Here is a 25,091-nt window from a genome sequence, read left to right on the forward strand (position 1 = left end):
CTAATGCAACTCACAAATCCAAATGCCGAAATATTTGTCCCAGATGGCGAACTAGTTGAAAAAGCAATTGCTCGAACAACCCATATGGCAATAGGGTGTCACCAAGATGATATTGAAATTATGGCATACGACGGCATTCTAAAATGCTTTGGAAGCCCAACAAATTGGTTCACGGGCGTTGTAGTGACAAATGGAGCCGGCAGTCCGAGGGACGACTTGTATGCCAACTACACCGATGAAGACATGCAGAAGGTCCGGCGAACGGAACAAAAGAAAGCAGCTGTTGTAGGTGAATACGCAGCGGTTGCGCTTCTCGATTACAGCAGTTCAGCGGTAAAAGATCCGTCTAACAAGAACGTAGTTGAGGATATTAAAAAACTGCTGCTAGCGGGCCGCCCACAGATTCTTTATACTCATAACCTAGCGGACAAACACGACACCCACGTGTCGGTCGCCCTCCGCACAATTCAAGCATTGAGAGAGCTTCCGGACGATGCCAAACCCAAAGCCGTCTATGGATGCGAAGTTTGGCGGGACCTCGACTGGATGACTGATGAGGACAAAGTAGCCTTCGACCTTGCGGGGCATGAGAATTTGGCAGCAGCGCTCCTAGGAGTCTTCGACTCCCAAATCTGCGGAGGAAAGCGGTATGACTTAGCGACAATTGGGCGGCGCAGGGCAAATGCAACCTACTTCGAGTCTCACGGCACTGATATTACAACCCAGATGAGCTTTGCGATGGACTTAACTCCCCTAATTAAGAACCCATCGCTAGACGTGAAGGAGTACGTTGCAGGCTATATTTCGCGATTTGCAAACGAAGTCTCCAATCGCTTAACTAAGTTCAGCTAGAAAAAGTACACAGGTATTGCGGTGGCTGCCGAACTTCGACCAGTTGATTGGAAAGATGGTAAGGTAGTTCTTATAGACCAGACAAAGCTTCCAGACGAGCTGGCATATATTGAATATGCCGACTACCAAGGCATCGCGGAAGCAATAAGAAGAATGCAAGTACGAGGCGCACCCGCCATAGGAGTTGCGGTTGCCCTTGGGATTGCTCTTGCTGCTCAGTCAATTCCAGAAAACAATTTTTGGGAACAAATCGCGAAAGTAGCCAATGATTTCCGCGCCACCCGGCCCACTGCCGTAAACCTTTTCTGGGCGATTGAACGGATGCTACGCGCGGCAAACGAAAATGCTAGCCTTCCAATAGACCAAATCCGGCGCAGACTCGTAGACGAGGCTATCACAATACTCGAAGAAGATATTGAGGTAAACCGACGCATCGGCAAGAATGGCTCCGAGCTTATTCAAGATGGGGACACCGTGCTCACTCATTGCAATGCAGGAGCCCTTGCAACCGCAGGATATGGAACAGCTATTGGGGTAATCCGAGCCGCCGTTGAGTCTGGCAAAAAAGTCAAAGTCATTGCCGACGAGACACGCCCTCGCTTCCAAGGCATGCGCCTTACAGCATGGGAACTTCAGCAACTTGGCATTCCGGTCACGGTTATTACAGACAACATGGCTGGCTATGCCATGCAAAAAGGTTTAGTCAATTGCGTGATTGTCGGAGCAGACAGAATTGCAGCCAATGGCGATGTTGCAAATAAGATTGGCACGTACAGCCTCGCCATTCTAGCGAGAAAACACAACATCGCGTTCTACGTCGCAGCTCCCATGTCAACCGTGGACCTTTCGCTTCCCAACGGCGAAATGATCCCCATTGAGGAACGACCGTCTGAGGAAGTTACCCATATTTCTGGTATTCGAATTGCCCCGGAGGGCGTGCGTGTAATGAACCCAGCCTTCGACGTGACTCCAGCCGAATATGTGACCGCTATCATCACCGAGCGCGGCATCCTAAAGCCGCCATATGAGGAAAGCCTAGCAATTGGGAGGAGGTAATAAACTATTGTTGTAATTACTGTATCTTATAATTACAATAGCTCACAGAGAGGAGCTGACGCCATGTCTGAACAGCTTTTAAAGAACCTAATTCGAGATATACCCGATTTCCCTAAGCCGGGGATAATCTTCAAAGATATCACCCCAGTCCTATTGCATCCACAAGCATTTACTGAGGTTATACAAAGGATGGCTGACTTTGCCAGAGAGAAAAAGGCAGAGGCAATCGTTGGTATTGAGTCAAGGGGTTTTATGTTCGGGACTCCAATTGCGCTAGAGCTAGGCGTTGGGTTTATCCCCGTGCGGAAACTAGGCAAACTCCCACATGAAACAATCCAGTGCGAGTATGCCTTGGAATATGGGACAAACGTAGTCGAGATGCATCGTGATGCAATTGTTCCTGGACAGCGAGTAGTAATTGTGGATGATTTATTGGCAACGGGCGGCACTGCGGCGGCTTCGGTGAAGCTCGTTGAGGAGCTTGGCGGAAAAGTTGCTGGCCTTGTCTTCCTTGTAGAGCTTACTTTCCTTCGTGGTCGAGATCAACTCAAAGGCTATGATGTGAAAAGCTTTGTAACTTACTGATATAAATCGCTCGATTCTTGTTATCGTCCATGGTAAAAAAGACACAACGGCGCTAGAAAAGTCGGCTAGAGCCGGGCATTGAAACAATAGCAACAGTTTGGGGTGGCAGAATGCTCGAACGCATATTCCGACTCAAAGAAAGAAACACTGACATAAGAACCGAGGTAATTGCCGGCTTAACTACGTTTATGACCATGGCGTATATTATCTTCGTCAACCCGAGCATACTTCAGGCAGCCGGGCTACCCCTTGTCCCAACTATCGCGGCCACTGCCCTTGCTGCTGCAATCCCAACACTTTTGATGGGGTTCTACACAAACTACCCCTTTGCGCTAGCAAGCGGAATGGGCTTAAACGCTGTGCTCGCCTATTCGGTTGTAAAGGGCATGAATATCCCATGGCAGACAGCCATGGGAATTGTTTTTGTTGAGGGAGCAATCATTACAATTCTAGTGCTTACCCGAATTCGCGAGTCCGTTATGCATGCTATCCCTCTAAGCTTAAAGCGAGCAATTGGGGTTGGAATTGGACTTCTAATCGCATATATCGGCATGCAGCAAGCCGGCTGGGTAATTGGAGACTCAGCGACGCTAACAAGCTTTGGTTCTTTTCGAAACACCGGCACGTTAGTTTCGACATGCGGCTTAGTTATCATGCTTGTGCTCATGGCTCGGCGAATTAAAGGATCTATACTTCTCGGGATTTTAATCACCACCGGCATTGCCATCGCCGCCGGAATTGGTAAGATACCCGATAAGCTAATCGCCCCTCCAGACTTTTCGACGTTTGCAAAGCTGGACATCTTGGGGGCGTTGAATCTCAGCTTAGTTGCAACGATATTTGCTTTTCTAATCACTGACTTCTTTGACACCATGGGCACAGTAATCGCAGTTGGAGGCGAAGCAGGCTATCTGACCCCTGATGGACGCCTTCCGCGCCTGAACCGAGTGCTCCTTGTGGATTCACTTGCGGCAGTGTGGGGTTCGATATGTAGTGCAAGCTCAGTAACTACCTATATTGAAAGCGCTTCTGGAGTTTCGACGGGCGGCCGAACTGGGCTGACTGCAGTGGTTGTAGGCGTTCTATTCCTGCTTGCCGTGTTCTTTGCACCAGCAATCAGCATTGTTCCCGCCGTAGCAACCGCGCCAGCGCTCATAGTCGTTGGCTTTCTTTTAATGGCTGTAGTCTGCGAGATTCCATTCGGCAACTTAGAGGAATCGTTCCCAGCATTCCTAACCATCCTCGTAATCCCTCTCACACTAAGCATATCGCGAGGAATCGGATACGGATTCATTGCCTACACTCTAGTTAAGCTGATGGTTGGGAAGTGGAGGGAATTGCACCCTTTGATGGTTGTTGTTTCCGCCCTATTCGCCCTAAGCTTCGCCTTGCAGAAATAAGCTAAGCGATTGTTCGCCGAAATAGCCATCGCCATGCCGTCACCAGCCTAGTGTGATGTTTCTGCGCGTTTCTTCTAGAAGCTGCTGCACCTTAACGGGGCTACCTGTTTTGCTACTTTTGATTGCCGCGAAGATTAGCGCAACCGACTGGAGATTGTCCTCCACATTTGTTTCCATTGGTTCGCCGCCGTCGAGCCAACGCACGAATTTCTCAATAAGCCATGTATTTGCCCATTTTGGCTGCTCGATGAGCGGTATTGTTTCGCCTGTGCCTTCATCCGAATATGAACCAGATGGGTTGTACCAAAATCGCTCAATCCGGCGGTGGTTTAGGATAATAGTTGCCTTCTCGCATTCGGCGCGAATGTATTCCTGGCCCCAGCCATTGAGCCCCGTAGCATTGGTCTTGGCACCCTCATAGAAAGCGCGCGCTCCGTTTTGAAAAGACATCATAACAAGACCTTGGGAGTCACCAGCAAATTCACCCCACGGCGGATTCCAGGTCTGTGCGTAAATAGTATCGCACTTTGCCCCAGCTAGGTCTGCAAGTATGTCGAGATGGTGAACAGCTCCTTCAACCATTAGGGTGTCGGGTATTTCATGACGGAATTTGCCCCAGCTTCCAAACCGCCGGCAATCACATGTGAATCGGCAAATTAAATAGTCAAGCTGGCCATACTGCCCCGACCTAAGCTCCTGCCGAAGAGTAGTCTTGTCTTGGTCAAAGCGGTGGCTCATGGTAACGCCCATTTTCTTTCCTGCGCGTTTGACTTTTTCGGCAATGCGGACGGATGCTTCCAAGGTGTCTGCGATTGGCTTCTCGGATAGTATATGCATATCATGAGCAAGCGCCACGTCGACTATATCCTCGTGAAATGCCGGTGGTACGACTATAGTGCAGAAATCGGCAGGGTTTTCGCCGAACGCTTTTTTAATATCGGTATAGCACCTATCCTCTGGCAAACCAAGATGCTCACGAGCATTTAATAAAGCTTCCGAATTAATATCCACAGCAGCTACTACTTCAACAAGTCCTTCTTTGATGTTTGGTGGGAGAAATACTTTGCACCACCAGGCACCAAAGCCTCCCGTGCCAACTTGAATCATCTTGTAAGCCATTTTCTCCTCCTTTGAAGACCAATATATTCAAATGCACAAGCCCTATAATTTGTGGTCCTCTTCTTCCACATTAATATGACCAATGCATTTGTCGCCATTTAGGAATTCTATGCGCCCATTGGAGTAGCGCAATTTAATTTTGCCCTCACCGTCTAAAGCTATGGCATTCCCATGCATTTGAATGCCAACGTCAAACTTCGCAGGCAGGTCAATCCCAATCGAACCGCTGCTTTCAAGCGATATTTGCTTTTCAAAGATAGCACCTGGGCCTGAGCCATTATTCTTGATGACAATGCCGCTCTGGCATGGATTTGGTCCACAAGCCATGACATTGACGCCATACAATACCGTCTGCTCTGAGCCTGCATAAAGATTGCTCATTTCAACATTAACGCCTAGACCAACCATTGGAGCATTGCTGAAAACTTCCGAATGAAGACCACAAGACCAACCCCTACCGTTTTTATGCAGGCGAGAACAGATTACACAAGCATCTCCTTCGACATGATGAGTGGTCAAGTGAGAATAAATTGTCCAAGGATAAGACTTTGTGCCCTTTTCTTCATGCATTAGGGACAGGATTTCGTGAGTCATAGCCCGCCCGTTATTGTTATCCGAGCGCTCAAAGCGAATCATTGTATCAAGCGGCTCAATAGGCGGCCGTCCTTTATATACACAGGTTTTGAGCACCTCCCCTTCGGTTTCTAATCCAGAAGAATTCTCCTCGGCCAGCACGCGCCTGCCAATGAGTCCACCTAATAATGCCAGCAAGCCTTTCAATATAAAACCACGGCGATTTTTCGAACTGTCACTCATCATTAATCACTCCTTAGTTCGGCGAACCAACCTTGGACGGCAGTCGTCAGCTCTTCTACGAGGGACGGATGCTTATCTGCTAGATTGGTCTTTTCGCCAGGGTCTGTCTCTAGATTAGAAAGATGAACAGCATCGGGCTGGGTTTGGTTGAAATCAAGCTTGCCATTCAGCACGAGCTTCCACTCTCCCTGTCGAACTGCAAGTTGGCCATCATACTCCCAAAAGAGCCGATGATGTGGGGACTTTGCACCTTCGACTACCATCTGCCGGATACTTATGCCGTCAATACTTCGGCCAGCTGGGAGCTTACCGCCAGCAAATTCAATGAATGTCGGAAAGATGTCCATCATTGCGCCTACTTCGTGGCAAACTTTTCCTGCTGGAATGCGGCCAGGTGCGCTCATGATTGCCGGCATGCGTATTCCTCCCTCGAAAAGGCTCCCCTTGTGTCCGCGAAAGATTCCCGCACTGCCGCCGAGATATGGATCAACCCTGCCATCGAGCCAATTGCGGGTCTCATTAGATGGTCCATTGTCGCTTGAGAAAAAGATTACGGTATTCTCATGTTGACCCGCCTGCTTGAGCGCTTTGACTATCTCGCCGACTCCATCATCCACAGCGGCAATCATAGCGGCCATGATTCGGCGGTCGGGAGGCATGTTAGAAAAGCGGTCAAGATACTTTTTAGGCGCATGCATTGGATAGTGCGGTGCGCTGTAAGGCACATAGAGGAAAAACGGCTGGTTGCTTTGATGCTTGATAAACTCCACTGCTTTCTCGGTGATTAACTCAGTTAGATAGCGCCCATTTTCCCACACCTCTCTGTCGTTGTGCCAAAGGTCGTGCACGGGATTTTCGCCGCGTCCCTGGCCCCAGTAGTAAATATGCGAATAGTAATCAACACAGCCAGCCAGAAACCCAAAAAACTCATCAAACCCATGAGCATTTGGCCGGTATTCTTCTGCCGTGCCAAGATGCCATTTGCCGAAAATCGCTGTTCGATACCCGAGGGGCTTCAGGGCTGTTGCCAACGTAACCTCTGTTGGCGGAAGGCCAGCCAAACCCCGCTTCCCGCCGAGAATACGAGGAACTCCGGCGCGCATTGGATAGCGGCCGGTCAGCAAAGATGCGCGAGATGGAGAACATACAGGGGAATTCGAATACCAATTTGTAAAGCGTACGCCGCTTTTAGCAAGAGAATCTAGGTTTGGAGTTTTCGCCTCCTTCGACCCGAAGCACCCCAAGTCGCCATATCCCAGGTCGTCGCAGTAGATAATAACAAAGTTGGGCTTCTTTGCAGCAGGCTCTTTTGCAAAAGGCATACCGATACCTCCGATTCCAACGGCGACTGCCGCGGACGATTTGAGAAATTCCCGCCTAGTTACTTTTTGCTCTAACATGACTAATTTTCCTTGCAAAGCGAAGCAATTAATATACCCTTAAGATTCGCCAAACTGCTTTCACCTTCATAATTTAAGGGGTTCACGCCGCTAACCAGAATAAATATCAAGCAGTTAATTATTGCATGCAAGGGAGTTATGTGTTCGGTTGGGGAATGCAAGATGGTCCTAGGAAAAAATATATCAGCATTCAACTGGAAAATGTTGATTGGGATTTGGAATCTACTCACAAGGCTCCTCTTCTCCCTTTTGGGCCTTTTTTCCTTCTCATTAGGCAAGGGAGAAGAGAAGCCTATATTGCGAACGACAGGGGCTAACCCGCGGACGCTGCTTCACCGCCTGTTAGAATTGCGGGAGGCACAAAGACACGCGTGGCAAGCTCACGATCAATTATCAGCAAACCGCCAGGTGCATCGCCTGTTAACTTGAGTTGCTGGAGAATGTCCGCTGGGTTTTTCTCCTCTTCTACCTGTTCGGTTACAAACCACTGAAGCATGGCATTTGAGGCAAAATCCTTTTCTTCCAGCGCAAGGTTCACCAAATCATTAATCATTGCGGTAACCTTTTGCTCGTGTTTGAGGGCGTCTTCAAAGGGTGCGATAGGTCCTGACCAATCAGTCGGCGGCGCCTCAATTGCTTTGAGGATGACCCGCCCACCGCGGTCAATTACGTGATTGTAGATAATCTGGGCATGGGCTTGCTCCTCTTGATTCTGCACAAAGAACCAATTTGCGAAACCGGGCAAGCCAATTGATTGGTAGTAGGCAGACATTGAGAGGTAAAGGTAGCCCGAATACATCTCTGCATTTATCTGCTTGTTTAATGCATCTAACATTCTCTGACTTAACATTCTTGCCTCCTATTGCAAGTTAATGGGATTTGATAGCGATGGCTACCAATTCTCTGCTAGCAATTCAAAATATGCCTGGGGATGCTCGCAAGCTGGGCAAACTTTCGGCGCCGATGTTCCTTCATGAATATATCCACAATTCCTGCAACGCCAAACCACCGGTTGGCTTTTTTGGAACACGGTTCCAGCCTCAACATTTGCCAAAAGCCCCCGATAGCGCTTTTCGTGTTGTTTCTCGGAGATTGAAATTGCGCGGAATACAGCTGCAATCTGGCGGAAGCCTTCTTCTTCGGCAACTTTGGCGAACTCCTGATAAAGCTTTGCCCATTCGAAGTATTCGCCTTCTGCTGCCTCCTTGAGATTTTCAGCGGTTGTACCAATCACACCTGCGGGATAGGTGGCTTGAATTTCAACATCGCCGCCTTGGAGAAACTTGAAAAATCGCTTGGCATGCTCCTTCTCTTGCTCAGCTGTCTCGAGGAAAACGTCAGCGATTTGCATATAGCCTTCGTTCCTCGCGACGCTTGCAAAAAAGGTATAACGATTCCTTGCCTGAGATTCTCCGGCAAATGCTTTTAATAAGTTCTTTTCTGTCTGCGTTCCTTTCAAGTCCAAAGTGCTTTTCTCCCTTCTACATCATTTTGACCCTTATAGGCTTAGCGCTTAACCTGCCTATCCTAAATATACTACCAACCTAGGCGCAATTTAAAACACTAAATTGTGCTATGAGATAATCCAAATTGGGCTCGACCAGGCAATTGCGCCATCTTCTTGGGTAATGCGAACGTAGTAGAAGGTGAATGGCTTGGGCAAGTGCACTGTAGGCGGCAGATTAACATCGTCAAGCGGTTCGCAATCCACCCATTCTAGTTCGACGTCGAGCCTGCCAGGAGTTGAAGTATAGATATCTTTATTATTCCTTACTATTTCGATTAGCTTGATTGGTGCAGTGCCGCAGACCGAAACCAGGATTTTTCGAGATGACGCAAGGTTCGGATGTTCTGCAAGCAGGAATTCCGACCCCATAAAACCATTGTTCATTTGAAAATTCAAAATAATGCGCTCGCCTGTAGTTCCATAGCACCGACGATTCCAAAGTGCCTCCCAGATTGCTTGCCGGGTATTTTCTTTCGCCCAAACAGCAGTAAGCCCGCCAGTCTGCCCACGACCGCGCGTTGTTCGGTCGCCCACATGACCAAGATGGTCATCAAAATCCGCTGTAAAACCCACACGCCATCCGAGCGCAAGGGCGCGCTGCACGTAGCCTAAGGGGTTCATTGGCGTGTTATCCTCGCGAAGGACAGGACTACCAGGCAAAGGATTGCCATCCTCGGGGCTGCGTTCAGAGCATCCCCATATCGAATATATCTCGACCAGCCGCTCCTTATCCGACTCATGAAAGGTCCAATCGTTGTGGTTGCCCGGATGTGGAGGATGATGTGGGATGATGATTGCTGATTCATTCTTCAGTGCACCAAAAAGATCCAGCGGCGTCGGATAATGGCCCTCATCAGAGCGGTAGATTGGCCTATAATCTTCTAGATAATACACATTGCGGTCACCGTGACCAAGCTTGCGCCATTTTGCCCATTCATAACCAAGGAAAACTGTGAATCGGTGAGGTTCATTATATCGAGCCACAGCTTTCTGAACTAAGTGCCAAAGGTTGTCTGGCGTTTCCTTCTCATTGTCGTGATCGCTTGAGGCGGCAAAATCAAGCGCACATTCGTCCCTAATGTATTTGAAATACCTATCGAGAGAGCCGACGCCATCGGAAATTTCAGTATGGCCGTGGAAAGCACCCCATAAGAGTTTATATTCGGCGTTGCCGCATATGATTGGATTAGTAACAGATTTCATACCATTTGCGGCATCCTCCACCTCGAATCGGTAGATACCCTCCTTGGAAATTGAAGCGGCAATGCGGACGCAGTTCGAGCCATCAACCTCAAAGCGGCTGGTGAGTATCCTTTCGCCATTCAAGTGCACGACAATATCACCGGGGGTTTGGCACGCCGTATTCCGATTCGCATCCTCAGGCCTCACAAGCAGGGAGAACCCTTCCGCAGGAGGAACGGTGCTCGGCGCTATTGCCCTGATGCCAACAGGAACACTTCCTATGATTGGAAACATGCACGCACCAACGATGCGATTCAGCGTATCTCCGAAAAGGCCGTGAATTTTGATTTCCTCAATAGGAGAGGCAACCATAAGCAGAACAAACCGATCGGGGTGAGACAGCCGAGGTGCGGTAACTCCAGTCAGATGTGCTGTCAAAACCTCTCCTTTTTCAAACCCTTCTAAGGGAACCCTGAATGAAAAGATGCCGTTATCTTCGCTACGATTGATGGCGCTCAGCAGTTCGCCAGATGCGGTTTGCAGGGAAACATATCCTTCTTGGGATGGATTATCGGTTTGAAACCCTTGCCATGGAGGCTTAAGATTGCGGCCGCCATGAAAGCAAAGCCAGAGCACTTGGTCAGACGAAACCGGCTTAGAGAGGATAAAGGAGAGAACCCATGACCCTTTTTCGCCGGCACATGCGATTGGAGGATTAGGCTTGCTAATTAACACATCCTTTGGTATTCTAAGCGGACGACTTTGCATGCAAAAACCTCTACATTAGCGGTACTTGAAGCTCTTTACCTTCATAAAGTTTAATGCTGAGCGCTCTGCCTTCGGGCTTCTCTTTTATCATTACACTTTCCGATATTAGAGAAGTCTCTTCCGGTGTTGTTTCAACAAAGAAAACAATTAACCTATATGCAATCTGATCGCCTGCTTTGAATTGCCGCCGGCGATTTGAGAAAGAACCATAGAGTGTATCTGCATAGACTGCCTGACTATTGTACGCCGTGGCTTGCACATAAGCTATTCCAGATCCAGCAACAGACACAACACCCAACCGTCCATCTACATTGACCCACTTGCCATGGAATGCAACTGGCTTCTGCGGGTTCCGCCAGTCGAAGTTAATTTTGCCGCCCTGGTGATATACAGTTCTCAAGCCGCCAGTGAGAATATCATTTTCAATACCAACTGGAACGCCGAGTTCGCTTTCAATTAATACGTCATCTAGAGCGGTCACCTTGTCTTCATAGACCACTACTTTCTCACCAACCGATGTCACCTTGAGCTCCTGTTTAAGAAGTCCGCCGTTTGTAAGCAGCTCACCAAATGTCTCGAATCCATTCTCCGCTTTTCGCCATGAGTGCTTTACAACCGTCAGCGCCTGGCTCCCTTCTTCGCCCAATTGGAACGTGCCTATAAAGCCATTCGTTATCGGGACGGCGAAATGACAATTGCCTTCGTGCTTCTCTCCAATGGGTGCCAGCGTGCCCATGATTCGATTTTTCCAGGAGAAAGAGACGAGCTTGCTAGGGGTGCGATGAAGAATAACGCCAATTGGACCGAATTGCCGCACGCATTCCAATTGGCGAGTGGCGGCGTTAGGCTCGCATGCCGGACCAAATAGCTTATGCGAGAGAAAGCCGTATGTCACCTGTTCGGCAAAGATGGCATGTCGCGTGAATCCTAATTTTGACCCAGGAATTGCCAGGTTGCCATCCTGCATATTCTGCCACGTCCTTATGTACTGCAAGTGAATGCTTTCCAACCTTGCGGCAAGGGAATCGTGCATTTTGGTGGATAGAAAAGCAAATAGATTTATATAGGGAAGCCCGTGCAACTCCCAGTCCATCCCTTGTGGGAAAATGGTTTCTCCGCAGGGAAGCACTAAAGTTTGGAACATTGCCCAAGTATCCATGAGGTGGTGAGTTGCTGCTTGTGGAATTGGACGTCTTGCATAGGCATAGTGCATCGAAGCCACTGCGAGGAAATAACTACTGCAGGCAACGTAGGATGGATGGAAGAAGTTGTGGTTCTCGAGCGTGAAATCGGGATGTAAATTTGCACCCTTGACCCATTCTTTGACCGGTCTCCCATCTATTAGCCTCTCATCCCTAAGGTCGCGGGGAACCGAAAGGGTATTCATCATATATTCGATTGCCTTTTTGCTCCATTCAGATGCATTGGGATGCCGGGCAAACATATTTGATGCAATAGATATGCAAGTAAGGTCCCAACCATTCTCCTCAGCCTTGGTATCACCCCAGCGATTAGTTGGCAGGGTTCGATTAAGGAGGCGGTCTGCCTCCTTAGAAATGACGCGCTCAATCCCTTCCCGCAATTCATTATCAAGGTCGTCCCAAATAAGCCACGCACCGAACGCCAGGTTGCTCGCCCACATCCCTGACTGCCAACTGCAGCCCCACTTTTTGCCGTCGGTGCACTTTTGCGTCCCGGTGACATGGGTTGCAACAGCATACCGAATTGCGCGTAGAGCCCTGCTTTTGAGATATTGGCGCTCAGCATCTTTTAGGCGAGAGTACTTTAAAAGTGCGGCACTCGAGAGAACCATGTTTCCAATTGCACGAATGCCCTCATTACCCTCGCTTATTCCGTTGCCCCAATATCCAGCTTCGACATCGAAGGCTGACTCATGCCAATCTCTGTCCGAGAATCGGCAGCAGTCAAGCATTATATTCTCGTAGGTTTTCAGCAACTCATGCTCAGAAAGCCTGCGGACCTGGTATACATCCCTTGCATACACGCAGGCTGGGATAATAGCAAGAAAAAGCATGATTTGCTTCACTTGAGGAACAACTCCACCACCGGAATTGCCACGGGCGGCTTCTGAAGCGGTAGCTCAAGGGTAAGAGTCCCAGGCGTGCCCTTCATCGTAGTGTTTTGCGGTTCTTGATGAGGGTCAATCTCGATTCTCTTTACTTCAGATGCGTCGTTCAGCAACTGAGCATAGGCAACCCTGCCCGCAAGTCCTTCCAGGTGGATGTGTTTATAAGGCCATGCAAAGATATGCAGGTACAGCCGCTTGCCATTTTGAGTATACGCGCAATTAGGAGGAGGCACAAAGTCGCTGGCAGTACAGCCGTAGATTGATCTATTATGCAGGCGCATCCACTCGCCGATTCCCCGAAGTCTTTCAATAGCCCTTGGATCAAACTCGCCTCGAGCATTCGGCCCAACATTCAGTAGGAAGTTGCCGCCCTTGGAAACACAATCTATTAGCGTCCGAATCAACTCATCTGTCGAGCGCCAATTGCATTCATCGCGGTAGTATCCCCAACTTCCGCTGAAGGTCTGGCATGCTTCCCAAACAACCGGCTTGCCATCAACCTCCAGCCATCCTTTTGGTTGATACTGTTCCGGCGTTCGGAAATCCGCACTTTCCGGCAGGTCGATGCGGTCATTAAGGATTATGTGCGGCTGAAGCTCCCGAACCATTTTGGCTAATTTTTCGGACTGCCAGTCGTCGCGGCCTTTGCCCTTTGACCAGCCCCAATCGGCTTTTGGATATGAGAAATCAAACCACATGATGTCGACACGCCCAAACATGGTAAGCAATTCTCGAGTCTGTCCGTGGAGGTATTCGACATACTTTCTGATATCCCGCCCTTTTTGGGCTTCGCGAAACTCTAGGTTGTCACGCATTGGGTGCAAGCCATCAATTGGAAACTCAGGGTGATGCCAGTCAATAAGCGAGTGATAGAATCCGACTTTTAGGCCCTCTGCCCTGAACGCCTCAACCATTGGTCTGAGGAGATCGCGCCCAGCCGGGGTGTTGGTAGCCTTGTAATCGGTGAGCGCAGAATCCCAAAGGCAAAATCCGTCATGGTGTTTGGTTGTAACAACAAAGTATTTCATTCCTGCGTTCTTTGCTTCCCTAGCCCAGACGGTGGGGTCATAAAGGTCAGGGTCGAAGTGGTCAAAATATACTTGATAATCCTCATCGCTGATTTTCTCTCGGTTCTTGACCCATTCGTGGCGGGCCGCAGCGGAGTAAATTCCCCAATGAATAAACAAGCCGAATCTATCATGAACAAACCAACTAGTGTCGCCAGGCGTAGGATCTGGTAGCTTTGGCATAGTACAAGCCTCCTTACAAAAGTCTTCGTTTCACATTTAGGCAGTAAATCCGCAAATCCTTCGCATATACTGCTAAATTTGAGCTTCTTATCGCAGTAATATCTATTAAACTGCCGTAAGCTATCTGCTAGCTATTCGAACGGCCTTGAAAGACATGTCAAATTTGCCCTTCAGCCCCGTTATATCTACAGTGCCCTGTCCATCTACATCCAGGTTGCGGTTGCCCACCTTTGCCGAGACAACTTTCCAACCATCCGGAAGCCTGCAGCGGATAAGCATGTGCTTCGGCGGCTCGGGCGGCGCGGTTACTTCGGCGATGACCTCGCCTTTGCTAAGGTAGGAGGTCATGGTTACCGAGACTTCCCCAAAGGCAGTTGGAGCTCGTTCTACTTTGATTAATTTACCATCTTCCATCCATCTCCTTGGTGTGGCAAACATCAACCGCAGAGTATCTGGCTTTCGGTCATCGTCTGTATCCCAATCCTGAATTAGGATGTACCTAAGCATCCAGAGGAAGAAAGCATTGCTTGCACTATTAGGAGGGAGAGATATCTGACGACCAAACTCGTCCCTTGGCAGAGGGCAGGTTCCTTCGCCCCCAATAAAAGTATCGCGCGTGAGCCCTTGAGCCAGCTTGCCGTAGAAACTCACAAGAGCACGCTCTACTTCGTCCCGCCGCAACAGTGTAAGAACATACCGAATCGTGTAGAGATCATCAATGTTTTGATTGACCATCCACCACGATATCCCCGGATGGGTGCGCACCATACCCATCATTAGCCCACCCTTTTCCTCAAGGTAGCGCTTGATGCAAGTCTCATAGTACGAACCAGTTTTGAAAATGCCCGAACCGAGTATATACGGTGCCACTAGGTCCCAGTAGCCGCCAATTCGCGTCCCAGTCAGAGGGTCATATGGCTTTTCTTCTCCAAATAACGCAATGGGGATGAAAGGTGGGTCTATATCTCTACGTATACTTTTCTCAAGAGCATCGAATATAGGTGGCAGCCATTCCTCAGCCGATTTTTCAAGACGGACTGCTTCGTCATACTCTTTCATTTCTCTGAGGATAGCTGAAAGGTCGCGGAGACCTGCCCATCCATTTGCATTCGTGCTCAGGGAATAAACCGGCGTGCCAATATCGCCGCAGTAGCGTTCGCGAGGCAGCAATCCCGTTTCTTTCTCGCGTTCGTTTGCAAGCCGGTTGGCTTCGAGCATCCATAGGTCCCGATGCTCCTTGAACCACGATTCATCCCTTGTCAGCCAGTAGTAGTGGCTCAGCATTTGAAGTTTTTTGCCAGCTTGATGGTAAAGTAGACCCTGGCGTCTGAAGTTCATTAGCGGCAAGAGCATTCGGCGTGCGTCTGCTTTATAGCCCCACAGCAAAACCGCTCGGATTGCGTCTGACCCTTCACTTACATACATCTGCGCATATTGGTTACCGGCGCTATAACGCATTTCATCGCCGTGCACGAGTTCAAAAATACCAATTATAAGGGCTTTCCAAGCATTGTTAACAATTGGCTCGGGGGTCTCAACTTGCATCCCACGGCTGAGGAGTGCTTCCCAGACATCGGCACACTTTCTGCGTTGAGCTTGATATAGCGATTGATCAAGAGCTGGTAGCTGTTCCTGTATAGGCTTTGTTGGAACAGCTAGCAGTGCCGGCCTAATAGGAGACAGTTCAGTAACCAACCTTTGGCCTCCAGGCTCCCATTTCCATCCCTTGCCAAACCACAACACAGCGCCGCCTTCTGAATTGCGAAGTACTCCGTCTTTGGGGTACATAGCCGCATTTGTGGTCATTGTGAGCAATGCCACCAATTTGCCGCTTCCTTTGAAGCTCAAGAACACGACGCCGCTATCAGAATATGGCGGCTCAACACATGCGAATGCCTCTTGTTCGATGGTGACGCCGGCATGGCGGTAGCGGTTGTGAACAATCGGGAGGTAACCTTTTTCGTACTTTGGGCCGTCAAGTTTGCTAAGGTCCTTGCCGAAGACTTCCTCATCCCTTCCAACATAGAAGATAACGGGGTTGCCGGCTTCAGAGCGCCAAGTTAGAGTGCGGGCTAAGGCGTTGACCGAGCTCCCATTGCTAACCAACCTTGCCTTTACTTTTCCACTGGGTGCGCAGAGCACTATTGGGTAGTGCTCAAATGTGGCACTGACATACCTAAGTGGTGGAAGAAGCTTTTCGAAAAACTCATAGCTTGGCCCATTAGGCTGTTTCATCGCCAATTCGCCCCATATATCTCGCCGCGAATTAATAGCTTCTTGGACCGTTGGAATCCTTTCGGTATTTTGTCCGCTGAGTGCTGCAAGTGGCAGAATTGTAAATGCCAACAATACTACTAATCCGCACTTTAGGAATCTCATACTAACCCTCCAAAAAATCCTCTGCTTGTAATTTCTTTCACCGCCGATAAAGATTAGCGCTTGCTTAAAAAGCAAACATCTCTCATCGGCAAAAACCAACGGTTTTAATTAAAAAGCAAGCGGCTTTTACTTTGCAATCCCTTCAATCGCCTTTTCCTCTTCTTCAATCCATCTCTTGACCCCCAGGGTAATAAAACCAGAAACCTCGTTGCGGTCAATCAAGCCCTCTCCTAGTTCGGCGACGGATGCCATATAAGCGAGAACTCCATCTGTGTATGCCTTCGCCTTTTCCAGCAACTTCCTAGCCCCTTTGATGTCGCCCGCTTTGCGCTGTTCGGCAACCTCCTCCCGCATGCGATGCGCCTCCGCCAGCATTTCAGCCACACGGTGAAGCTTGTCAACCTTGCCAACACGGTGGGATAGAAGGGGGTCGTCCTTAACTGCCTCGACCGCCGGGTCTACCCAGAGGCGGCGCTGTTCGGCAAGCAATTTGCGGTCCGACTCGCTGGTCCCATCCCTCACATGATAAAGCAAATCTATATTCGTTGCCCACTGAATGTAGTAGGCTGACAGCAATGGACCAGCATTCTCGCCAAAATAGCGCACGGCATAGTCTCGAATTAGGTCATATGGGTCTAGGGAAATGTCGTAGAAGCACCTACCAGCCATATAGCTGTTCAGACCGTGGTTCCACCAATATCCCTTCGCCCAATGAAGCACATATACACCTTTGACGCCACTACTTAGGATATATCGCCTATCACCCTTAATGACAATCGCATAAGGTGCAGATATCCATGGAGTTGCAAAGTTATCGGTATAATACTGACAGAGGGTGAACCCACCTGGTGCTGCCTTGCGCCACTTCTCCAAATTATCTCTAAGGTCATATCTTGCATCGTCATACCCATAGCCATGATAGCGCCCCCAGTGAGCCCAAATGATTCGCAGTTTTGGATGGGGCTTCACCTTTTCTGGCGGCTCTTTTGGGTTGTAGCCGCCATAGGTCTCGACCAGCAATTTCGGCGCACTTACCGAAAGCCGCTCAATTAGCTCATTCATTAGCACGAACATCAGGTCAGCTGGCGTTGATTTGGAGCATTCGGGGCACTCGCAGAACTGCCCACCATCGAAGGGAAGCGGGCAAAAAATGTCTAGTCCAGGGCTTTCCAGCACAAACTTCTCAGCATTTTTAATGAACATTTGCCGAGCCTCAGGGTTTGAAAGGCAGAATTGCGAGCCGGCAAACTCCTGCTTAACACGCTTTCTATTACGCATTCCGAACCATTCTGGATGTTCGCTGTAGAGGTCGTTCGGAAGGAAATGGGGATAACTGTGCGCCGGGCCATGAAGAATCATGCCTCGCTTCTTTATCTCTTTAATGACGCCCCCAGCCTCCATCTGTTTATATTGTTCGCCTACGGGAGTACGGTGGTCACACTGCCAGCCCATGCCGTTATACCGTGCTTTCATGGCAACGTCGAGCTGGGCTTTCATTGCTGGAGGATTAACCTCAAAAAAGAAAGAGCTCGCGTTGCAAATTCGGTATTCGATAGGTGAGGCAATCGCAGTTTTACCAACCTCCAAACGAACAGTACTTAGGCGAGGAACAACCTCAACATCTTTGGGATCCTGCTGAGGATAAAACCATCGGCAGCCGATGCGCTCCAAGAGGTCATAAATGCCATAAACAACGCCGCGTTCATTGTCGCCGCCAACAACAATTCTGTCCGAGGTTATTGCCACAGCATAGCCATCAAAACCAACCGCGGGCTCTGGCAGAAGCATATCATCGTCCGAAGAAAGGTCCGTGCGGAGGCCTAGCACAATCGCAGGGCCGTCGCCCGGACCTATCGGCAGTTCGCAGCCGCTCATCTCTTTTAGATATTTCTGCAGTTCGCCTGCCGCAAACTTGCAGACTTCGCCGTCTGATACATTGACTATCCGCCAGTTAGTTTTGCCTTTTTTAACAATCTCAGCCTCCATATTGCCGGCAACCCCCATACTGTGGAATAAAAGCAAGGTTAATGCGATTAGCCACACCGACCCCTTTCTCATTTCACAATCTCCACAACATACTCGCCTGAAAGGCGGTCGCCCTTTTTTAGCAAAATCTGGCCAAGACGACACTGAGACAAGATATGCATCCAGACGCCGTCTTTCGAAAGTGCGGTGCGTACGTGAACGTCGGCATTGGCGTGAACTTTGATGCCTTTTCTATCCGGCGATTCGAGCGATGCTTCGTATATATTGAACTTTACTGAGCGGAAGTCTGCAGTTCCAAGCTCAGTTTGGTCGAGCGACCAAGGCCAAGCTGGCTTCTTATTCCACGCTTCCTCTCCCCACCTTGAGTCGCGGCGGGCCCTTGCGCTACCCTCAGGTCTAAGAATGCACTCCTGGGGGAATACATTTCCCCACTCCGACCACCGGCGCCACCTTATCTCGTCGCATTCCGACTTTAGGATAAGCTTTGCGCCTAGCTCCCGCATATTCATCTCGTCGCCTAAGTAGATATAGTCATAAATAATTCGTCCCATGCCCTCTTTATCTACAAGCCAGCTGGTCCAACCTGCAAAACCTTCATAGCGGTCGCGAACAGTGAGCTTCAGGCCTTCCTGCGTCTCTTTGGCGGAGACCTCCTCAACAACCCTAGTTCTGATTTCGGGGAATACCGCGTAGGGCGGCGAGTTTGGGCCTGCCAAATCTCCAAAGTCATATCTAGTCAGGTGGATGGAAGGAAATGCAGTGATTGGAGCATCATGCCGTTTATCATTGACTGCGAAATCGCCTAGAGTGCGGTCGAGAACCAGCGAGAATCCTCTGCCCCAAATAACGATTGTTTTCCCGTCATCCTGCCATTCCGGCGGGCCGGCCTTACTTCTTGGCAGAGGTTTTTGCTCAATTTCACCCAATTGAATCGAACGGGCATTAACCAAATTGCCATTTTTATCCCAAACTCGCAGGATGAGACTTTCGCCCATCGGAGTCCCCTCTGGGATTGGAATCTCTATATTTCCAATCGAAGAAGGAGGAATGCTAGCTTTTACGATTCCTGATTTACCACAAACTTCCCAGGTTATTTTCAATCCCGACAAACTTGTGAACGAATAGCGATTCTCTACTGGAACACGCACAAACTCCTTGCCAGGGGTATAATCCACACAACTAGCTGGAAACCAAACAGGGCTGAAGATAAGTCGTGCAAGATGCCATTCAGGCTTCGGACGGCGCCAGACATCAATCAAGCCCCAAAAGCCATGGTGCCAAGCATACCCGCAATGCTTTCCATCGCGGAAGTAAAAGGCATCGTCGTGGGAAGCCCATATCGCTCCACCTACTATGTGGTCGGAGTGATAGATGCCGCTCCATGCGCCAGGCTTTGCGCACGGCTTCATGACCGGAAGGTCATATTCTGCCGCTATTTCCCTTGCAAATTTCGAATCGGGGTCGGCATGGCCGCGGCCAAAATATTCTCGCAGGCCAGGGTTGATCATAACGTCGGTCTGCTCATGGCAAACCGGAAACCAATACTCGCCAAAGAGGATGGGACGTGAGCGATCTTTAAACTGCTCATGCCAAGGCATTGGAGGGTAATGGTAATTCTCGATATCGCAGATTTCTTTCGGGTCTGGGTTGTTGAATGTCGTGGGACGCGTAGGGTCTAGATACTTTATCAGCTTATTTGAGACTTCAAAAAACTCATTAAAGTGTGATTCATTGGCAAGCGACCAGATAATCACGCTGGGGTGCGCGTGGCAGTAGTCAACCATTGCTGACGTTGGTACGAGTATTTGCCGCAGGCACTCCACATCATCTCTAGGGCCCACCCAGCAGAATAGCGCCTCCACCTCGACGTACATTCCAAGTCGGTCAGCGGCATCAAGCAGCTCGTTGGTCGGCGGGTAATGAGATGTTCGGATATAATTCAAGTTCGCCGCTTTAAGCAAGCGAACGTCCTCTTCGGCATGGTGCATCGTATTCGCTCGACCCGTCAGTGGGTCAACTTCATGATGGCATGCACCAGCCAGCTTGACTCGCTTGCCGTTGATGAAAAGCTGTTTGTCGTGCCATTCAATCTTGCGAAAGCCGACGGTGCGCTCAATCCGCTCAACGAGATTTTCGCCATCCATGAGTTCGAGTACAAGGCGGTAGAGATTGGGTTTCTCTGCACTCCATTTGAGCGGATTCTTGACATGAGCAACCACCTCAAAATCAGTCTGCCCAGCCACTAGGTCAAGCTTCGGAAGGGAATGCTTGATTTGCTTTCCTTGGGGCGAAAAAAGAAGGATATTAAGCACCATGCCCGCGTGGTTTGGTGCTCCGTCTACAGAAAATGCAAGCTTGAGGTCGGCATCTTTATAATCTTTGTCCAGGTCTGTATTCAAACGCAGGCTTCTGATATGGACCGCCGGCAGTGCATACAAATGCACCGAACGATCAATACCACCCAGGTTGTGGAATGCATACCCTGAAGAATACGAAAGTGCCTCAGAAACGGTTGCGACAATCATGCGAAGGTCGAGGCGGTTTGTCACACCAACATGGGCGAATTTTGTTATCTCCCATTCGACAGGCGTAAACAGATTCTCGCTGTAGCCTAGATACCGCCCGTTTAGCCAGTAATCAGTTCCGGCATGAACTGCATCGAACCGCAGAAAGATGCGGTGGCCAGCCCACTCTTGTGGGATTACAAACTCGAGCGCCATTGCGACCGGCTTATCCTGAGGGATATCGTATCCTTGCTGGAGCCATTGGCCAGGAACTTTTATATCGCCCCAAAGGGTGCTGTCCATTGGAAGCGGGCGCTTGTCTTCAGGGGGGTTGGGACTGATGCGCCAGGTGCCATCAAGTAGCAGGTGGTTGCTTTTCAAGCCGCCCACCTTGACGGGAATCGGCCTGAAGCGAATAGGGTCGAAGAATAAGTCCTTAGAAGCCAAGACCTTTTCAATCCTTGACCCTTCAAAGTTCGCCGTGATGCGAACATCCCCCTCCAATCGCTCAACCTGCTGTCGGTCGAAGCTGAATGAGCCACCGACTCCAGTGGTAGTTTCTAATACCACGCCAGGTTTATCAGCCGAGGTAAGCTTGACATTAACGCCCTCAATGCCATCATAGCTCAAACTCAGTATTTTGCCGGTCAACTCGGTCTGAGTGCCGAAAATAGACCCAAAGCGAATAGATGGACCTGGTGGTGGAGACGAAGCCCAAAGTTCAATTATCGAAACTGTGGCGTTAACCTCGCCGTGAATTCTCCACTCCAGTGTTACCTTACCATCACTTGTAGCTTCTGGGGGTATTTTGCATATAAGACGGACTGCCTTCGCCTTTGGAAGCGCATATGGACCATGGAGCTCGACGCCATCCGCCCACATGCTTTGCACTCGGTTGTATACGTGGTCATTCGCATAAGTTACGGCAACAATGTAGTCCAGCTTTGGATCAAGATTTTCGTATACGGCGATTATCTTTTTATAGCTGAAGACCGCCGACCTAGACTTCAAATCAGCGTCCGTATCGCTAGTGTTGAAGGTCCAGAGATAGCAGTCGTCCATCCTAACATGCGGCTGCCTACCCTCGATGCCGCAATCGTCATAAGCATAAAGGTAATAACCGCACGGCACGGCATCGAGCATATAACCCATAGAGAACACTCCTTTAGATGAGGTTAATGCCGTTAGAGCCAAGCAGGCGAAGGCTGTAGTCAAACGCAACAATTCAGGCAGGCACCTCCAGGTCAGACAGCCATTCATCGGTTATCTTTTTGCCTAGCAAGAAAAACTTGCGGTCTGGATGCCAGAGCACAAAGTTATTATTGCGTTTCGTTACACTTGGATAGACCCCGATATCGAGGCGGTTCAGCGGACCAATGCCATGCCCGTCGTTATCCATTAACTGCTTTGACTGGCTGAACCAAATCGGCTGTTCAGCATTTGGACGGTACTCACCTAGGGCGATAAACGCTGGGCGGCGGTTGAATTTCGTCTCTTCAGGCTGGTGGCCATCCACACGACCATCGTTATTGTGATGAAGGAGGATGTACCTGCCCGCTGAATATTCGTATATCGGACAACAACAGAGCGGCTGGAGTATTGGAAGGCCATGGTCGCGTCTGAGGAGTGGCCGTGGATTGCACCAATTAAGACCGTCGTCGTTGGAAATGCTGTACCAAACATAACCAGACATTGTACGCATTGTGCAAAACAACCGCTTATCGGGAAGTCGCACCAGACTCGGCTCTTGGGCAATACTTAGAAGGGGATTGCTGTAATGAGGGACTCGGAGCGCATTGTTACCCCAAGCGGAATATGTAACTTCGATATCCTTGGGCTGAGGATTTTCATCTATGTTCTCAAAGCGCATGAACTCAACCACACTTTCCCATGCAGTCCAAGAGTTGTTATGTGGAGGGGTTCGTACAGCCTTGCTGACCCAGCGGGTAAAGCCTGTAAACCACTTGCCCTTCAAATCTTTTATTGGCTTCTGCCAGACAATCCAATTGGAGGGCACTTTTGAATCAGGGTGGTCGTAGGGGCTTCGAGCCATGGGTATGGTTTGCGGCTTCGACCAAGTTTTCCCCATGTCATCGCTGTAGATGCAGTCCATTGTGCCTGTATGTTGGTGGATGACATCGTCTATGCCTTGATACTGATTATAGATTACATAAATGCGCCCTGACTTCGAGACAATGGGGAATCCCCAGCTTGCCATATATCCATCGCCGGGTTTGGTGGGACCTACCAAGCGCTTTGGTGGAGACCAAGTTGCTCCTTCATCATCAGAACGCGAGAAAACAATGCGGTGGTCCCCAGCACCTTCATAGCTACTCTGGGTCCACACAGCCATCAGCGAGCCATCCGGCCCATCAAACACCAGGAAATGTTCGTTTCCAGTATCGAACGTTGAGCCATCAATGCTTTTAGGCTTATACACTATATAGTCGGGCTTGGTGCGCTGAATTTCTGTGTTTAGGATATCTTCCACATTACCCATTGCCGCTTCTTCGCCTCTATCTTTGCCTAACAACACACCTGGAGCCAGCTTAAGACCAGCAGCAGACATGCCAAGCTGCCTTAGAAAAAACCGCCGATTAATTTTTCTGCTCATTTTATAATTGGCGCACTGAACAATCCTGACAAATGAAAAGGTTAAATGCCTTTTCCAGCTCGGCTTTTCAGCATTGTCTTGCTTTTCTCAGCAATTTCCCGCTCGATTTTCTCTGTGTCAAATGGGTCGCCTGCCTCCTTGAGGAGCCGCTTGAGTCTGCTCTCCATCTCAGTTTGGAGCTTCTTATATGCCGGGTCGTTTACCAAATTCCTCATTTGGTAGGGGTCATTCTTGTTATCATAAAGTATCCATGGTCCGCCGTCCGCAAGGCGAACGTATGTATGGGTCTTTGTGCGCACTCCTCGCCACTCAGTGGCCGCGTTTATAATCCAGGGATTGCCACCGGGGAGCATCTTCATAATAAGCAGCGCATCGCGTTGGTCAGAGCGCTTGCCGAGTGCCGCATCTGCAAGGCTAATTCCCTGAACGCCTTTTGGAATAGGCAGACCTGCCAAACTAAGAAGCGTCGGCATGATATCCATTGGCGACAAAAGCGCATCAGTAGTTATGCCCTTAGGAACGCGCCTTGGGTAGCGAAGTATGAATGGGATATTTATGGATTCTTCGAACGGCTCCTGCTTATGCGACATCCGATGTGAACCAAGCATATCGCCATGGTCAGAGCTGAATACAAGAATTGTATCTTCTGCAATGCCTTCTTCATCTAGAGCCTTCATGATACGACCAATGCAGACATCCAAGCCATGGGTAGCGGCATAATATCCCTGCATATTCCGCCGTATACCGTCGTCGGAGTCTATTATCCTCCGCCATTTTGCCCGCTTCATCGCGGCTTCGGAGTTGCTAGCTGGAATAGGATGCCTCTCAAGTTCGATTCGCACAAGCTCTTTTTCAGCGGTGTTAGGGCGCAACTCCATCTTTTCCGGCGGAAACATTGCCATGTATTCGTCAGGAGCGATGTATGGGTCATGCGGTGGGTTCCAAGATAAAAATAAACAGAAGGGTCTATCCTTGTTAGCTTTAATATAGCTGATTGCCTTGTCGGTTTGGACGTTAGGCCGCCATATTTGCTTGCCATCGGGTCCTTCCGAGAGTATCGGTCCCTTCACCGGCTCCCAGTAGTCGAACCCAAGCCTTCTATCTGGCGGCACTCCACCCTTGCCTTCAGTCTTGCCCTGAAGATGCCATTTGCCGATGTACCCTGTGGCATAGCCCTGTGATTTAAACGCAGTGCCAATATACGGAAGCCCATCCCATATTGGGAAGTCGTTGTATACAACGCCGTTCGACATAGGATACCGCCCTGTCATTAACATTGCACGGAACGGCGAACACACAGGCCAGGTGCTGATGGCGTTGGTAAATCGCACTCCCTCCGACGCCAGCTTGTCGAGATTTGGCGTCCTCGCCTGCTTGTCGCCATAACATCCCACAGAACAGGCTCTGAGTTGGTCAGCAAAAATGAATATTACATTTGGCTTTCGCGCATTATTATCAGCGAATCCAGCAGGAATTCGCCCGCTTAGTGCTACACTTGCTGCAATCGCACCAGCTCCCTTTAGAAACTCCCGCCTTGTTTGCCTAGGTTGATTTTCGGACATGCCAAGCCTCCTAAACTTTGCT

The 25,091-nt window shown here is 49.5% G+C and carries 17 protein-coding genes; 4 read left to right on the forward strand and 13 right to left on the reverse strand.

From position 1 onward, the window contains the following. Positions 1–3: 3 nt before the first annotated feature. The 4 genes from K6T99_05430 to K6T99_05445 all read left to right on the forward strand — a co-directional run bounded on the left by K6T99_05430 (position 4) and on the right by K6T99_05445 (position 3,893). Positions 4–852 (forward strand): PIG-L family deacetylase, encoded by an 849-nt coding sequence (locus tag K6T99_05430; protein ID MCL6519252.1) that lies wholly within the window; start codon positions 4–6, stop codon positions 850–852. A gap of 21 nt (positions 853–873) precedes the next feature. Continuing rightward, complete coding sequence (gene mtnA, locus K6T99_05435; protein ID MCL6519253.1) at positions 874–1,908, forward strand: S-methyl-5-thioribose-1-phosphate isomerase; 1,035 nt, start codon at positions 874–876, stop codon at positions 1,906–1,908. 63 nt (positions 1,909–1,971) lie between these two features. Beyond that, the gene (locus tag K6T99_05440; GenBank protein MCL6519254.1) at positions 1,972–2,493 is read left to right on the forward strand and encodes an adenine phosphoribosyltransferase; all 522 of its coding nucleotides are present in this window, start codon (positions 1,972–1,974) and stop codon (positions 2,491–2,493) included. A 110-nt stretch (positions 2,494–2,603) separates the two neighbouring features. Continuing rightward, positions 2,604–3,893 carry an NCS2 family permease gene (locus tag K6T99_05445; GenBank protein MCL6519255.1) on the forward strand — a complete coding sequence of 430 codons (1,290 nt, stop codon included), beginning with the start codon at positions 2,604–2,606 and terminating at the stop codon, positions 3,891–3,893. Between the two features lie 39 nt (positions 3,894–3,932). Here the strand turns inward: K6T99_05445 and K6T99_05450 are convergent, their stop codons facing one another. From K6T99_05450 to K6T99_05510, 13 genes are all read right to left on the reverse strand, one after another. Continuing rightward, entirely contained in the window at positions 3,933–5,012 is a 1,080-nt protein-coding gene (locus tag K6T99_05450) for a Gfo/Idh/MocA family oxidoreductase (GenBank protein ID MCL6519256.1), read from the reverse strand. Positions 5,013–5,054: 42 nt separating this feature from the next. Continuing rightward, on the reverse strand, positions 5,055–5,831 hold the full coding sequence (locus tag K6T99_05455) for a hypothetical protein (GenBank protein MCL6519257.1): 777 nt from the start codon (positions 5,829–5,831) through the stop codon (positions 5,055–5,057). Next, on the reverse strand, positions 5,831–7,150 hold the full coding sequence (locus K6T99_05460; GenBank protein ID MCL6519258.1) for a sulfatase-like hydrolase/transferase: 1,320 nt from the start codon (positions 7,148–7,150) through the stop codon (positions 5,831–5,833). Before K6T99_05460 ends, K6T99_05455 begins: the two co-directional genes overlap by 1 nt. A 391-nt stretch (positions 7,151–7,541) precedes the next feature. Then, positions 7,542–8,078, reverse strand: coding sequence for a ferritin (locus K6T99_05465; GenBank protein MCL6519259.1), 537 nt, complete (start codon positions 8,076–8,078; stop codon positions 7,542–7,544). 42 nt (positions 8,079–8,120) lie between these two features. Further along, positions 8,121–8,693, reverse strand: coding sequence for a rubrerythrin family protein (locus K6T99_05470; GenBank protein MCL6519260.1), 573 nt, complete (start codon positions 8,691–8,693; stop codon positions 8,121–8,123). A gap of 108 nt (positions 8,694–8,801) precedes the next feature. Beyond that, positions 8,802–10,685 carry a DUF3604 domain-containing protein gene (locus K6T99_05475; GenBank protein MCL6519261.1) on the reverse strand — a complete coding sequence of 628 codons (1,884 nt, stop codon included), beginning with the start codon at positions 10,683–10,685 and terminating at the stop codon, positions 8,802–8,804. Between the two features lie 10 nt (positions 10,686–10,695). Beyond that, positions 10,696–12,732, reverse strand: a complete 2,037-nt coding sequence (locus K6T99_05480; GenBank protein ID MCL6519262.1) for a hypothetical protein — start codon at positions 12,730–12,732, stop codon at positions 10,696–10,698. Further along, on the reverse strand, positions 12,729–14,024 hold the full coding sequence (locus K6T99_05485; protein ID MCL6519263.1) for an alpha-L-fucosidase: 1,296 nt from the start codon (positions 14,022–14,024) through the stop codon (positions 12,729–12,731). Before K6T99_05485 ends, K6T99_05480 begins: the two co-directional genes overlap by 4 nt. 120 nt (positions 14,025–14,144) lie before the next feature. Next, complete coding sequence (locus K6T99_05490) at positions 14,145–16,403, reverse strand: hypothetical protein (protein ID MCL6519264.1); 2,259 nt, start codon at positions 16,401–16,403, stop codon at positions 14,145–14,147. 126 nt (positions 16,404–16,529) lie between these two features. Continuing rightward, a complete protein-coding gene (locus K6T99_05495; protein ID MCL6519265.1) occupies positions 16,530–18,461 on the reverse strand; it encodes a DUF4838 domain-containing protein in 1,932 nt (643 codons plus the stop codon). After that, positions 18,458–22,045 (reverse strand): hypothetical protein, encoded by a 3,588-nt coding sequence (locus K6T99_05500; protein ID MCL6519266.1) that lies wholly within the window; start codon positions 22,043–22,045, stop codon positions 18,458–18,460. The genes K6T99_05495 and K6T99_05500 overlap by 4 nt, the downstream gene beginning before the upstream one ends. 73 nt (positions 22,046–22,118) lie before the next feature. Next, a complete protein-coding gene (locus K6T99_05505; GenBank protein ID MCL6519267.1) occupies positions 22,119–23,507 on the reverse strand; it encodes a glycoside hydrolase in 1,389 nt (462 codons plus the stop codon). A 41-nt stretch (positions 23,508–23,548) separates the two neighbouring features. After that, on the reverse strand, positions 23,549–25,069 hold the full coding sequence (locus K6T99_05510; protein ID MCL6519268.1) for a sulfatase-like hydrolase/transferase: 1,521 nt from the start codon (positions 25,067–25,069) through the stop codon (positions 23,549–23,551). Between the last annotated feature and the right edge of the window lie 22 nt (positions 25,070–25,091).

It is taken from the genome of Armatimonadota bacterium, assembly GCA_023511795.1.
Taxonomy (GTDB): domain Bacteria; phylum Armatimonadota; class UBA5829; order DTJY01; family DTJY01; genus JAIMAU01.